This is a genomic window from Psychrobacter sp. SHUES1, assembly GCF_001652315.1.
In the GTDB taxonomy this organism is placed as follows: domain Bacteria; phylum Pseudomonadota; class Gammaproteobacteria; order Pseudomonadales; family Moraxellaceae; genus Psychrobacter; species Psychrobacter faecalis.
In genome coordinates, this window is sequence record NZ_LXWA01000097.1 from 67,710 (window position 1) to 82,998 (window position 15,289).

The window sequence follows — 15,289 nt, forward strand, 5'->3', positions numbered from 1 at the left end:
AAATCGCCTCTACCAAGAGCCGCCCGCGCCGCCGCCGCCAAAGCCGCCGCCTCCGCCTCCGAAGCCGCCACCACCAAAACCACCGCCGCCAAAGCCGCCACTACCACCGCCCATACCGGGCAGGAATACTATACCGCCACCGCCGCCGCGTCCTCCACGGCCACCGCCTGAGCCGCGCGAAATTAAAAACAGCCATATAAATATCGCCATAATTAACGTCATAAAGAAACCGCCGCCCAAGGCAAGCGAGCCTACAAAGAAGCCGCCAGCGGTCAGGATAGAACCAAAGATGCGCCCAAAGATACTGGTAATAAAGCTACCAAATATCATCGCCATGACAAATAAAAACACCGGCGATGGGTTGTCACCAATGTCATTTTGATTTTGACTGCGTTCGGCCGCTTGCGCATCGGCACGCGCCAATACTTCAGGATCAGCGGTCAGGCGCGTTTGCAGCGCGCCAACGCCCGCTAATATCCCAGCGCCATAGTCATTCTGCTTAAATAGCGGTGTGATGTCTTCGCGAATAATACGGTTGACCGCCGAATCTGGCAACACCCCTTCTAGTCCGTAACCCGTTAAAATATAGATATTGCGGTCATTAACGGCAACGACCATTAGCAGGCCATCGTCAATATCTTTATTACCCAGCTGCCATTTTTCGGCAACTTGTAGCGCATAATCAAAGATTGGCATGCCATTGGTAGTCGGTACAATGACCACCGCAGCTTGCGCCAAACCTTGCTGATAAATGCCTCTTAGCTGCGCCTCTAAACGCTGCTTTTCTTGCGGGTTTAAGATATTGGCTTGGTCGATAACTGGCGAGTTTAAGATGAGCTTATCGGCATCGACGCCCTGAGCACTTGATTGTACAGGCGGACGATTAGAGGTTGTTAAGGTGGTCGTATTACTATTGGAATTAGCAGCATTAGGATTGATAGCATCATTGCCAAGGATAGCTTCATTAATGGCTTCGTTACCTAAGACCGCATCGTTGATGGCTTCATTAGATTCGGCAGCTTTTGCAATCGCTACCAACTCCTCGACACTACGGTTTTGCATATCTGAGGTGCTATCGCTAGCGACCGCCGTATTATTATTAGCATCGGGCGCTGCGTGTAGCAGCGAGCCACTCCCAATACTTAGAGTAAATAATAATGCGGATAAGAGTGCTGTTGAGTGCTTCATCTAATCTATACCACCTCAAATAACATCTGTACTAATAAATGACGACAAAACCAACGGTTATAAAAAGCCATATAACAACGCAAGAACCGACTTACGATTAAGGCGTTCCATCATTTTTGAGCCAATAAACGGACTATTAAATAAACGCACTGTCACATAAACAGTAGCATTTATACGCCATCATGATAGATAGAACGCCTAAACTGAAAACTTGGCTTTACTGCGTTGTCTGCGCATTATCATCGCCGAAATTGACACTTGGTGCAGTCGATATTTCTTTTTCATTGGCAACGCTAAAGTTTGGTTTGGCGTCCATGCCAAATACTTTGGCCGTAATATTGGTTGGGAACTGACGCACGGTAGTGTTATAGCCTTGAACTTCTTGGATATAACGGTTACGCGCCACCGTAATACGGTTTTCTGTACCTTCCAGCTGCGCCTGCAAATCTTGGAACAAAGCATCAGATTTTAGCTCAGGATAACGCTCAGAAACCGCCATCAAGCGCGATAGCGCGCCGGTCATCTGATCTTGGGCAGCCGCATAGCGCTCCATTGCTTCAGGGTCATTAAGCAGCTCTGGCGTGACTGTAATACCGCCCGCTTGTGAGCGCGCCGCTGCGACTTGGGTAAATACTTCTTGCTCTTGCTTGGCGTATTGCTGCACGACTTTGACCAGGTTTGGCACCAAGTCCGAACGACGCTGATATTGGTTGACCACTTCTGACCATGCCGCGGTGACCTGCTCATCCTGCGCCTGTAAATTGTTATAGCCACAACCGCTCAAACCGACAGTAGAGGTCGCTAATACTGCTGATAGCAACATAGGTTTTAAAAAAGATTTACGCGTCATCGTTGACTCTCCTAATGATAAATAACAAACAAAACGTTTTTTAATCGCTTTTTTTAATGTTAACCACTTATATGCACTTATAGTTTATCGCCTACTGGATTTTATAACCGAAAGTTTCGCAGCTAACCGTTTCATGGCGTGAATATCGCAGCAGCAATATATTGTGCTAATAATGGCGCTATACCGTCACTTTTACAATTCATCGTTACCAAAACACAACCGCAAAGCAGCGTTTATCGTAGGGCTGTGGCGTATTTTAGGCATTTAGCACTGCTGTTAACGCGACTGTCTTTTAAACCCCCATTAACGGTTAATTAAAAAGTATTGGTCAATACAAGATAAATAGAAGATTTTTTGACCTTGTATAGGCAATCAAGCGAAGAAAACCATTTATAAATGAACGTCCTTATAAAGAAAATTCTAGTAATTGCCTAAAAAATATGGCAAATTGCAGTTACGTAGCCGTACGGTTTGAATACATTTGGTAGTGGACTTATAAGAATTTTGGTACTAGCTGCTCATCAATGTCGCATCAAAAAGGATTGATAAACGACTAAAGACTGCTCTATTACCTTACTCTACCATGTAAGTGTAGCCAGCTGATACGACTCATAAAAAGTTAAGTGCCATCTTCTCGCTTACTGAGATGATGGTTATTTATATTATAACCGCCTGTTTTATCCACTGGTTTATTTTAAGCGCTTTACATAAAAGCAGCCTTAATAAACTATCAACGCTGATAAGCGGTTGCATACGCTCATTATTGTTCATAAACCAGACGGGTAACAGCAGACAACTACAGTCCATCCTTGGTTGCTAAGCGCGTATGAAACTTAATCTGTAAGGAGAATTTCCACCGCAGTTAAGTGCATGCAGATTATTTGAGTGGTTGGTTTTAATAAGGATATTAAAGCTGGTCTACTCTTAGCATCATCATATATAGCCACTTTGAGACAGTACTAGGAATATACATATGGAAGGTTTAGTCGATTTAGTAAACGGAATTATCTGGAGCCCAGCATTGGTTTATCTGTGCTTGGGCGCAGGTTTATTTTATTCCATCATGACGCGCTTCGTACAAGTACGTTTATTCGGGGAAATGATTACCTTACTTTTTACCGGTAAATCAAGTGCACAGGGTATTTCATCATTTCAGGCACTCGCCGTATCTCTAGCAGGGCGTGTGGGTATGGGTAACATCGCTGGGGTCGCCGCCGCTATTGGTTTCGGTGGTCCTGGTGCGGTATTTTGGATGTGGGTTGTGGCTTTTTTAGGCGCATCTACCGCTTATGTCGAAGCAACCCTTGCACAGATTTATAAAGAAAAAGACGTCATCACTGGCGAATACCGCGGCGGTCCAGCTTACTATTTTGAGCGCGCCCTTGGTCAACGCTGGTATGGCATTCTTTTTGCCGTCGCGTCTATCTTAGCTTGCGGTATGTTCTTACCGGGCGTGCAGGCGAACGGCGTTATCAGCGCGTTTGCCCAAGTCATGGGTGAAGGCACGCCGATGAATATCATGGGCTTAGAAGTTGGCTCTATGCGCTTGGTCGGGCTTGCTATCATTTTGGTCATCTTAGGTACTATTATCTTTGGTGGTATCAAACGTATCGCAACCTTTACCGAGTATGCTGTTCCTTTTATGGCTCTTGGTTATATTGGCCTTGCGCTCGTCATTATGTTTACCAATTACCAGATGATTCCAGAAGTCTTTGGTTTGATTATCAGTGATGCGTTTACCGCACAAGCAGGTTTTGGTGCCGCCATCGGTTGGGGTGTCAAACGTGGTATTTACTCTAACGAAGCGGGCCAAGGTACAGGTCCTCACGCTGCGGCGGCTGCGGAAGTTGAGCATCCATCACAGCAAGGTTTGGTACAAGCATTTTCAGTGTATGTTGATACCTTACTAGTCTGTTCTGCGACTGCGTTTATGATCATTACCATGGGTACTTATAATATCCAGGGCACACTACCTGACGGTCAATTCATCGTACAAAACGTCGCGGCTGGTGTTGAGATCAACTCGCCTGCCTTTACGCAGATGGCAATGGAAACCATGTACGGTCAATTTGGTAATATCTTTATTGCCGTTGCGGTCTTCTTCTTTGCCTTTACCACCATCTTAGCGTACTACTATATCGCTGAAGTAAACGTCGCTTACTTGACGCGCTTTATCAGTCGCGGCGCTAATAGAACTGGTCTATTCTTAGTTAAAATCTTAATCATGGTGATGGTTGCCTACGGTGGTCTTAACTCTGCAGGCTACATTTGGGATATCGGTGATATCGGCGTAGGTCTAATGGCTTGGTTAAATATCGTTGGTATTTTGGTTATCTTTATTGTCGCGCGTCCAACGCTGACTATGCTTAGAGATTATGAAGCACAGCGTAAAGCTGGCGTGAAGCACTATACCTTTGATCCAGCAAAATTCGGTATCAAAAATGCGCCGTATTGGGAAGAGCGTCATCTAAAGCAGCAACAAAGAATGGCAGCTCAAGACCCACTACATAAAGAACGTCTATAGTTTACTGAGCTGTAATGTTATCTAAGCCGTATTGATGACACTACAATCATTGATAAAACAAAAAGCCTGAGGCAATGGTCTCAGGCTTTTTTTTATATAGTAAGTTTACCTTAAGACCGTTATATTGAATGAAAAGCAATATCGATATATCAGCAATACCGTAGCGTTTTTAGAATATCTCGACTATACAGGGCGACTAAGATAAATTTTTCATCAGTGAGCAGACATAAAAAAGCCCAGCTATATAGCTAGGCTTTTTGCATTTTAAAGTAAGATTGGTGCGAATTATTAAGCCTTATTTAGGCAATAAAACTGTATCAATTACATGGACCACACCGTTGGTTGCCATCATATCGGTACCAACGATGTTAGCAGTGTTGCCACTGGCATCAGTAATCACGTTAGCATCACTGATAGAGATGGTTTGGCCGTTTGCCGTGTCGATAGCGGTACCATAAGGGATATCAGCCGCTTTGACCACCATTGGTACGACATGATACGTCAATACGCTAGTCAACATCTCTTTATCGCCGAGCAATTCCTCTTTAGTGACGTTTAGTTTGGTCAACAAAGCGGCAAAAGCATCATCGGTTGGGGCGAATACCGTGTACTGACCTTCTGCCATCATCATGTCATCAAGATCAGCCGCTTGCAGCGCTTCGGTTAGGATGGTTAGATTCTCATTACCAGCAGCCATCTCACCGATACTTTGCGTCGCTGCTGCATCTACAGGCATCGCATCAGTAGACTCAGCCACTGCTTCAGCTGGCATATCTGTGGTGGTTTCTGGTTCAACGGCTACGTCAGTAGTTGCGGCTGGCTCAACTGGCTCAGTAACGGCTTCTTTATCGTTACAGGCCGCCAACGACATAGCAGCGGTAACGACAGCGATAGATAATAAATTCTTTTTTAACATAGGTCATTCCTTTGAAATAACGGGTTTATGGATGGTGTTTTTTGATTTTAGAACGGTTTTAGTTTTGGAACTTTTAAATTTAGATACTGATATAAATACTGATAAATAAAAGCTTCTGAATGAAAATGCCGGTAAATGAGCAAGAAGTTAAGTAATATCACTCGGTGTCTACTATCTTAGCTGATTATTTTTTACTTACTGCTGACTTAGGTAGCAACACTGTATCGATCGCGTATAGCGCCCCATTGCTAGGCTAAAGAGCAATCTTAAGTTTATAACCTAGCAATGGTGATATAGCATTTGAATCTGCCTACTACCTAAGTAGATAATTTGTCGCTCTTTTACTGCTTATTTAAGCAATAAGTTGTTTAAGCGACAGGATTATTTAGGCAGTGGGTTATTTAGGCAGCAACACTCTATCTATCACATGTATCACGCCATTACTCGCCGCGATATCTGTTTTTAAAATCTTGATGGTACGACCATTTTCATCCATCAGTCGGCCTTGTGGCGTAATCACCAGCGTATCATTACTGAGCATGGTGTAATTACCCGGTCTGACGTGTTTTTGATAAACAGGCGTATTGCCTTTGAGCACATGATAGGTCAAGATTTTGGTCAACAATGGCTTATTAGCAAACAGCTCAGCTTTGGTCATGCCGGTTTCTTGTAACGCTTGCACAAAAGCGGTATTGGTCGGAGCCAGTATCGTGTAGCTTGCACTGGTATCGGTCAGCGCGCCTGCTAAACCTGCCGCTTGCAAGGCTTCTACTAACAGTGAGAAATCAGCGTTGCTTTGAGCAATCTGTACCACGTTCATATTGGCAGTTGGTTGGCTGTGCATGGGCGCTGTTGTGACAGGAGTTTTGGTTGGCATCATATTATTACAAGCGCTAAGGCCGGCAATTGAAAGGGCTAAGGTACCAAGAGTGGCGATTTTGATCAGTTTCATAACATTGTCCTTAATGATTGAATGACTACATGGTTTAATAAATGAATAGTTCACTGATTACAATTTATGGATTTTTATTACGGTATTACGGGCAGATTGTCTTTTCTTAAAATCCTTGCCTATTCCGTTTTTAATTCTTAATTGCTAACCACTCTCAAATAAAAACCATTAACAGTTACTAATAAGCATTGCTTATGAAACGTCAATCCTTCTGAAATTAAATTAACATATCACAAAGCATTATAAACTTGCGTTTAGGCTAATTTTTGTAGCTTGCATGTAAACCAAATCAGTTTAATAAAACCTGGTATAAATAGCTGCTTTATAAATACAAATCAAAGCTTTAGGTAATCCTCTACTGAAATGATATTCATTTGTTCCAAGCGGCGTTATGCAATAGAATTTGTTATAACTGTATTTTTAATTTGGTAGTTTTAATAATGTGCTAACTTTTAATACCATGCTCATTTGGTGCAACGATAATTGGTTATAGTAATCAATTTTTGTTATTTTTAAATACGATGGCGTCAGTGATAGTGCCGAAATGGAATAAGCGGAATAAGCACAATCCCGCGAGTAATAGCCGTTTCGTGCTAGAATAATCTAGATTTGCTTATCGATTTTGAAGCCACCTTTTTATCAATACTATTGTTTTATATAGCCTATTTTATAAGTAGCTAACTTAGTAAGCTCGCCCTAAAAACTTTGAAAGACTTTATCTTCTTCCTTTTCTTATCTTGACTCTAATAAGCAGCGCTCCTATGACTCAAACCACCACCCCACCGACCTGTTCTCATAATCATACTGGTGTCGCCAATACCAATACAGCCAATGCCACCAATGTATTAAGCACGGCTAGTGACTTTATTTTGACGCCGCCTGCTGTATTTCCTTATAAAGCGCAGCAGTTAACCGCGCGCGCACGCCTCACCGAGCAGATGGCGGCGCGAATTATAATGCTAGATGGCGCGATGGGTACCCATATTCAGACCTTTAAGTTAGAGGAAGCCGATTATCGCGGCGAGCGTTTTGCCGATATTGAGCAAGATGTACGCGGTAATAACGATTTGTTGGTGCTCACGCAGCCGCAGATGATTAAAGAGATTCATAGCGCGCACCTAAAAGCAGGTGCCGATATCATTGAAACCAATAGCTTTAACGGTACGCGCCTATCGATGGCCGACTACGACATGCAGCACCTCGTGCCTGAGCTCAATAAAACCGCTGCGAAAATTGCCCGCGAAGCTGCTGATGAATACACCGCTAAGACCCCAGAAAAGCCGCGCTTTGTGGCAGGCGTTATTGGGCCGACGTCGCGCACCTGTTCGTTATCTCCTGACGTCAATGACCCCGCCTTTCGTAATATCACCTTTGATGAGTTGGTGCTTAATTACCGTGAGGCGACGCTGGCCTTGATAGAAGGCGGCGTCGATATTCTATTAATCGAGACCATTTTTGATACGCTAAATGCTAAGGCAGCAATCTTTGCGGTCACGGGCGTGTTTGATGATATTGGTTTTGAATTACCGATTATGATTTCGGGAACGATTACCGATGCCTCAGGTCGGACGCTTTCAGGTCAAACGGCTGAGGCGTTTTATAACTCGATTCGCCATGCTAAGCCCTTATCGGTTGGCTTTAACTGTGCGCTTGGTGCTGATGCGCTGCGTCCGCATATTCAAACGCTGTCAAATATCGCCGATACTTATGTGTCAGCGCATCCAAACGCAGGTTTGCCCAATGAGTTTGGTGAGTACGATGAAACACCAGAGCAAACGGCGGCCCTGCTCGAAGGCTTTGCCAAAGCTGGCATTTTAAATATCGTCGGCGGCTGCTGCGGTACCACGCCTGAGCATATTCGCCTAATTGCGGAGATGGTCGCCAATTACTCACCGCGCGTGATTCCTGAAATACCGCCTGCCTGCCGCTTATCAGGACTTGAGCCATTTACCATTACCCCTGAAAGCTTATTCGTTAACGTCGGTGAGCGTACCAACGTGACGGGTTCGAAAAAATTCCTACGCTTGATTAAAACCGAAGCTTATACCGAAGCACTCGATGTCGCGCGTGACCAAGTCGAGGGCGGCGCACAAATCGTCGATATCAATATGGACGAGGGCATGCTCGACTCCAAGCAAGCGATGATTCACTTCGTCAATTTGGTCTCTGGTGAGCCGGATATCAGCCGCGTGCCCTTGATGATTGACTCATCAAAATGGGACATTATCGAAGAAGGACTTAAACGCATTCAAGGTAAATCCGTCGTCAACTCTATCTCATTAAAAGAAGGTCATGCTGAGTTCGTCGAGCGCGCCAAGCTTTGTATGCGCTATGGCGCAGCGGTCATCGTCATGGCGTTTGATGAGGACGGTCAGGCCGATACCTATGAGCGCAAAATCGAGATTTGTCAGCGCAGTTATGATGTCTTGGTCAATGAAGTCGGCTTCCCTAGCGAGGATATCATTTTTGACCCGAATATCTTTGCGGTTGCGACCGGTATTACCGAGCATAATAATTACGGCGCTGACTTTATCAATGCCACCAAATGGATAACCGATAATTTACCAAACGCCATGGTATCGGGCGGCGTCTCCAACGTGTCTTTTAGTTTCCGTGGCAACCCGATCCGTGAAGCCATCAATTCAGTCTTTCTATACCATGCGATTCAAAACGGCTTAACCATGGGTATCGTTAACCCAGCTATGCTGGAGGTTTATGATGACATTCCGAAGGAAGCTCGCGACGCCATCGAAGATGTGATGCTCAACCGCAATCAAGGCGAAAGCGGTCAAGAGGCGACCGAACGTTTGATGACCATCGCTGAAAGTTATCAAGACGGCGGTAAGAAAAAAGACAGCACCATCGATATGTCATGGCGCGAAGGCACGGTCGAAGAGCGCATTGCCCATGCATTGGTAAAAGGTATCACCACCTTTATCGATGCCGATACCAAAGAGGCGTGGGAGAAATATCCTAAGCCACTAGAAGTCATCGAAGGGCCATTAATGGACGGCATGAATATCGTCGGCGACTTATTTGGCGCGGGTAAAATGTTCTTACCACAAGTGGTAAAATCTGCCCGCGTCATGAAACAATCAGTCGCTTGGCTCAACCCTTATATCGAAGCGGAAAAAGTTGAGGGCGAAAAGAAAGGTAAAATCCTTATGGCGACGGTCAAAGGTGACGTCCATGATATTGGCAAAAACATCGTCGGCGTGGTCCTTGGCTGTAACGGCTATGAAATCCTCGATCTTGGCGTGATGGTACCGTGTGAAAAAATCCTCGATACCGCGCTTGCAGAAGAAGTTGATATCATCGGTTTATCAGGTCTGATCACCCCAAGTCTCGATGAGATGGTCTATGTCGCCAAGCAAATGCAAGAACGCGGCATGACCCTACCCTTGATGATTGGAGGGGCAACAACCTCTAAAGCGCATACGGCAGTAAAAGTCGAACCTCAATACCAAAACGATGCGGTTATTTATGTATCAGACGCTTCACGCTCAGTTGGCGTCGTCACTAAGCTACTATCCAAAGAGCACCGTCAAGGTCTCATCAATGAGACGCGTGAAGAGTACATCAAAGTACGTGAACGTCTCGCTAAACGCCAACCAAAAGCGGCGAAAATCTCTTATGTTGAGTCGATTGAGCTTGGTTTTCAGTACGATTGGGACAACTATGTACCGCCAGTGCCAAATAAGCTAGGTCAAGTCATCCTTGATGATTACCCGATTACCAATATATTGCCTTATATCGACTGGACGCCGTTCTTTATCTCTTGGGGCTTGGCGGGTAAATACCCAAAAATCTTGCAAGATGATGTGGTTGGTGAAGCCGCGCGTGATTTGTTTGATAATGCCAATGACTTGATGCAAAAGATGATTGATGAAAAGTTAATCGTCGCTAAAGGCGTGTTTAAACTCATGCCAGCTAAGCGCACTGGCGCGGATACCGTTACTGTCTATGATAAAGCACCAACTGATGGCGGCACAGCAGAATATCAATTTGAGCATTTGCGTCAACAGTCAGATAAAGCCAGCGGCAAGCCAAACTTTAGCTTGGCAGACTTTATCTCGCCATCAGATGCGCATACCGATTATCTTGGCGGTTTTACCGTCTCTATCGTTGGCACAGAGGCGCTTGCTGAGCAGTACAAAGCAGCTGGCGACGACTATAATGCCATCATGACCCAAGCCTTATCTGACCGCTTAGCGGAAGCCTTTGCCGAACATTTACATGAGCTCATACGTAAAGAGTACTGGGGTTATCAGGCTGACGAGAATCTAACCAATGACGAGATGATCAAAGAAAAATACGTCGGTATCCGTCCTGCGCCTGGCTACCCTGCTTGCCCTGAGCATACCGAAAAAGGCAAGTTATTTGAGTGGATTGGTACGGGCGATGCTATCGGTACTAAGCTCACCGAAAGCTATGCGATGTGGCCTGCGTCATCGGTCAGTGGTTTCTACTACTCGCATCCTAATAGCGAGTACTTTAACGTCGGTAAAATCAGTACCGATCAGTTAGAAAGCTATGCTGAGCGTAAAGGCTGGGATATGAAAACGGCTGAGAAATGGTTAAATCCGAATTTGTAAAAAAACTCATTTAAATATAACGTTTAATCATACCGTCATACCTCCTATCTCATTTAATAAAGATGCTATAGGAGATGTGGCGGTATTTTTTTATGTCCACTTTCTATCTGCTGACATTCAATACTAACGTTACTTACCGACCTTTTTAAGCTATTAAAACGCATAAATACTTTTTTTGGTTGGATTCACTAAAAATATTTGTTATATTCATAAAAAAACATTTATATATAATAAAAATTAAATACTTTAAAAAAGAAGGGACAAGGACGTCGTTTGTATAGCCGCCAAGATTTTACATTTTTCATTCAAGGAGAGATAAAAAATGAAATCATTTAAATTAGCATTATTAGCCATCACTACTTCTCTGCTCTTACAAGGATGTAATGATGATTCCGATTCCTATCAGCCACCTTCACAGCCACCTGATATTAAATCTGAAATGACAGGACTTTGGACTAGCAATGATACCGAAAGTGATCTTTTGGCTCTAGCTTTCTTCGAAGATGGTTCTTATATTCATGTAGAGGTAGAAAACAAGCCTGAACCTCTATTAAGACAAGCTTTTACAATCCAGTCAGGAAACGTTGCAAATGATGGCATGGAGTGGGGGAAATATACTATAGACAATAAAACAGGAGCATTGAAGGTTAATCAAATTTTCGATGATAATGGTGAAAACGGTCTATCAGAAAACCTGACTCAGTATATTTCAGTATCTGAAGGGATACTTACCATTCAGATTGATGAGAATAATAATGGCGTTATAGATAGCAATGAGTCTTTCAGTTTCTCAAAAGCTAAAAATGACGGATATTTAGGAATTTGGAGAGGCGAGGAAACAGAGGACGAGTTAGAGTCGGTTGCTTTTTTTGAAGATGGTACTTATATTCAGCTTAAAGTTGATGCAGAAAAATCATTAGATAACCCAGAAAACGGTATGGAGTGGGGTAATTATACCGTTGACGCTAACACGGATAGATTGGAAACCAGTCAAATCTTTGATGATAATGGTATCTCAGGATTTTCAGAACCTCTTACACGCTACCTTAAAGCATCTAGTGGCGAACTTACACTTGACGTTGATGAGAATCAGAATGGCGTTATAGATGAAAATGAATCCTTTGATTTTTCGAAAAACAGACCTATTGTAATGCCAACGTCTAAAAAACTTATAGGGCTTTGGGAAAATAAAGATACTAGCAATGATTTATTAGCGTTAGCATTCTTTGATGACGGCACCTATGTTCATATGGAAGTTGACGAAAGGCCACCTTTTGACAACCCTAATAATGAGAAGTCTGGTATGGAATGGGGTAGATTTACTTTAAATGATAAAACAGGAGAATTAAAAGTAAATCAGATTTTCGATAATAATGGCGACACTGGATTATCAGATATTCTTATCCGATACGCTCGAATATCTGGTGACACCCTGACTCTGGAAGTTGATGAAAATAGAAATGGTGCAATAGATAATGATGAGTCTTTTAAATTCGAAAAGGCCAAGTCTGAAAAAATAGTAGGACTTTGGAGAAATAAAGACACTAACAATGAGCTATTGGCATTAGCATTTTTCGATGATGGCACCTATGTTCACATGGAAGTCGACAATGCACCACCTTTCGATAATATGGATAACGAAATATCCGGTATGGAGTGGGGAAACTATACTATCAATGGCATAACAGGAGCATTAACAGTTAATCAAATACTAGATAACAATGGTAGTACTGGATTGTCAGATGCTCTATCTCGGTATGTAAGAGTAAATGATAAACGACTGACGCTTGAAGTTGATGAAAATAAGAATGGCATCATAGACGATGATGAGTTTTTCCATTTTCAGCGCCAGTAATGATCAAAACCAATTGTAATTTTGAAAGTAAAGTTTAGCCACTTTAATAAGTGGCTAAACTCTTTGAGTCATTAATATTCATTATTTACCTTCCCTCGCCGACACTTTTCAGAACAATAAGTCACCTGCTCCCAATCCCTCTCCCACTTTTTGCGCCACGTAAACGGTCGCTGGCAAACAGGGCAGATTTTTTGCGGTAGGTTTACTTTTTTGTGCGCCATGATATTTACCTTTACATTAAAAATTTTTTACCGACCCCAAATCGGTGAGCGCACAACGCCGCCCGTCTTACTGCTAATCGCGTAGCTTGAATGGCCAGCTAAAGAATGAATCACTAAACTGCTACCATTTTGACCGCTCACTTGCGAAAGCTTTGTGGGATAAACGGCGTACTGTGCAGAAGGCGACAGACGCGCGGGCTCATCAAGTCCTGTCTCAGCTAGATTAATTACTTGCCCTGTCACAAGTGTCATTACCGCCGCCTTACGACCATTAAGATAGGCTAAATACTGTCCATCCAAGCTCAGTTGCGGACTGGCCGCATAGCCTGCGGTCGGTATCAATGTCGCCTTACCGGTAGCAAAGTGATAACGATAAATACTGGGACGACCAGCGCGGACTTTATCGCTGGTATAAACAAAGCTTTGCCCATCGTTTGCATAGCTTGGCTGCACTTCTGTGCTCGGTAAGGTTGTGAGCTGTTTGGTATGCCCGTCACTTAAGCGCATCTCATAGATATCAGCATTGCCGCCGACGGTTGAGCTATAAAGCAGTTTTTGCCCATTAGGTGAAAATGATGCTGATAAGTTACTGCCCTCAGTATTGACGATTAAATTTTGGGTGTTGCTGTTGCGATCATAAGTATAAATCTTGGGAGACTGGCGCGCGACTTGTTTGCTATAGACGATCATTTGACCATCCGCAGACCACGCTGGCGCATAAATATAACCATTCAACTGATCTATCAATTGGCGGTCGCTACCATCAGGACGAATGCTATATAGCGTTGATATCTTTGCTGCGCCTGCTCCCTGCTCTTCGACATAAGCGATGCGCCCTTGCCGATCTATCGCTGGCATGCGCGCCGTTAGAGGATTACTCGCACTTGTATCAATAGGTGTTTTGGTTGCATGATTCGCTTTAGCCATCGTACTTGGCAACGTTTGACAGCCCGTTAATAGACCAAAAGCCGTTATCGCCGTGATGCCAGTTATTGTGCGTAGGTTGACAGATGATTTTTCTCCAAATATTTCTAACATAAATGACATCCAATAAAATGCTGATAAATACAAAATGAGAGTTTTGATAAGGTTAAAAAGTTGATGGCATAAGAAATATCTTAATGGCTTAAACATTTGACCTTAGCGACTTATGACAGTGTAGCGGAAAGCGTCACGAATTTTAGATAAAAAAAATGCCCCACTGTTTAGTGAGGCATTTTTAAATGGTCAGATTTTAAAACGTTTATATTAAACGATTAACTTATTTAGAAACGGCTTTAAAATGAGCCACTTGATTGCTATTAGTAATCGTCAAGATAGGTGTGTTATTGGCATTCTTATTAATGCTATATTTACCTTGTACCGTTGCAAGTGTCGCTGTATCAAAGCTGGCTTGTGGCTCAGGGCACGCCATCATTGTTGATAAAACATTACCGAGTACGACATTGCCATTTACCACACTATAGTTGGCACCCATATTATTGCAGGTATTGATAAAGCTCACGCGGTCATTACCGTTATCTTTAAAAAAATTAAGCGTCAATGGTTTGCTTGGATCAAAGAATAATTGGCTAACTTTGTCGCCATTAGTGCGCTTAGCATCGACAAGCTGCCAGTTATACGCTTGTAGGGCGTCAACAGTAATTGGCTGGGTCACAGGCGCGGTCACGCTAGGTGTGGTTTGGCAGCCAGCAGCAGCAAGTGTACCAACCGCAAGGGTAGCAGCCATCATCATTTTAGTCATGTTTTTCATATAAACTCCTAGAGGTTTCAAATATAAAAATAAGAGTGCAAAGGTAAAAAAATATTGTTTTTATCATATTAAGCAGCATTTTCTCAGGTTAATGTGCTCTGCTTAATGTGTTTTTATCGTTAGTCTAAACAGTGAGGTTATTATGCCCATTTTTCATAAGCCTGTCATGATAGATTGAGTACCAATTACCGCTATATTTGTTCTACTTTATAGCTTTTTTGCTAACATACCTTGTTACAATACCTATTCCCTGCTAGCACTTTAGCTAATAACACTATTTAGAGTGCTGATAATTCAATTTCACCGTTAAATACTTGGTGGTGTATCAGAAAGTATGCTGAGGAAATAAAAGGAGGAGTGACAGCCAGAGCAAGATGATATATTTGAGGTTATGAAGACACAAATAGATATCAGTTGCCCCGACTGTCACAGTAA

At 43.2% G+C, this 15,289-nt stretch carries 10 protein-coding genes; 3 read left to right on the forward strand and 7 right to left on the reverse strand.

From position 1 onward, the window contains the following. Positions 1–9: 9 nt before the first annotated feature. Both A7325_RS12265 and A7325_RS12270 read right to left on the reverse strand, forming a co-directional pair. The gene (locus A7325_RS12265; protein ID WP_068408540.1) at positions 10–1,188 is read right to left on the reverse strand and encodes a TPM domain-containing protein; all 1,179 of its coding nucleotides are present in this window, start codon (positions 1,186–1,188) and stop codon (positions 10–12) included. Positions 1,189–1,405: 217 nt separating this feature from the next. Continuing rightward, positions 1,406–2,038 carry a LemA family protein gene (locus A7325_RS12270; protein WP_068408542.1) on the reverse strand — a complete coding sequence of 211 codons (633 nt, stop codon included), beginning with the start codon at positions 2,036–2,038 and terminating at the stop codon, positions 1,406–1,408. Positions 2,039–3,011: 973 nt separating this feature from the next. Here A7325_RS12270 and A7325_RS12275 point away from each other — a divergent pair. Next, entirely contained in the window at positions 3,012–4,562 is a 1,551-nt protein-coding gene (locus A7325_RS12275; RefSeq protein ID WP_068408544.1) for an alanine/glycine:cation symporter family protein, read from the forward strand. Between the two features lie 295 nt (positions 4,563–4,857). Here A7325_RS12275 and A7325_RS12280 read toward each other — a convergent pair whose 3' ends face one another. Together A7325_RS12280 and A7325_RS12285 are read right to left on the reverse strand one after the other, a co-directional pair. After that, complete coding sequence (locus A7325_RS12280) at positions 4,858–5,478, reverse strand: fasciclin domain-containing protein (protein WP_068408547.1); 621 nt, start codon at positions 5,476–5,478, stop codon at positions 4,858–4,860. 397 nt (positions 5,479–5,875) lie between these two features. Continuing rightward, positions 5,876–6,430: a fasciclin domain-containing protein gene (locus tag A7325_RS12285; protein ID WP_068408549.1), complete on the reverse strand. Its 555-nt coding sequence runs from the start codon at positions 6,428–6,430 to the stop codon at positions 5,876–5,878. A gap of 938 nt (positions 6,431–7,368) precedes the next feature. Between A7325_RS12285 and metH the strand changes: the two genes are divergently transcribed. Together metH and A7325_RS12295 are read left to right on the forward strand one after the other, a co-directional pair. After that, positions 7,369–11,025: a methionine synthase gene (metH, locus tag A7325_RS12290; protein ID WP_369811257.1), complete on the forward strand. Its 3,657-nt coding sequence runs from the start codon at positions 7,369–7,371 to the stop codon at positions 11,023–11,025. A 322-nt stretch (positions 11,026–11,347) separates the two neighbouring features. Beyond that, entirely contained in the window at positions 11,348–12,880 is a 1,533-nt protein-coding gene (locus tag A7325_RS12295; RefSeq protein ID WP_068408553.1) for a hypothetical protein, read from the forward strand. 71 nt (positions 12,881–12,951) lie between these two features. Here A7325_RS12295 and A7325_RS13595 read toward each other — a convergent pair whose 3' ends face one another. The 3 genes from A7325_RS13595 to A7325_RS12305 all read right to left on the reverse strand — a co-directional run bounded on the left by A7325_RS13595 (position 12,952) and on the right by A7325_RS12305 (position 14,854). Next, complete coding sequence (locus A7325_RS13595; protein WP_082894404.1) at positions 12,952–13,101, reverse strand: DUF2256 domain-containing protein; 150 nt, start codon at positions 13,099–13,101, stop codon at positions 12,952–12,954. Between the two features lie 27 nt (positions 13,102–13,128). Beyond that, complete coding sequence (locus A7325_RS12300) at positions 13,129–14,139, reverse strand: PD40 domain-containing protein (protein ID WP_068408555.1); 1,011 nt, start codon at positions 14,137–14,139, stop codon at positions 13,129–13,131. A gap of 223 nt (positions 14,140–14,362) precedes the next feature. Continuing rightward, entirely contained in the window at positions 14,363–14,854 is a 492-nt protein-coding gene (locus A7325_RS12305) for an META domain-containing protein (protein WP_068408557.1), read from the reverse strand. Positions 14,855–15,289: the final 435 nt, after the last annotated feature.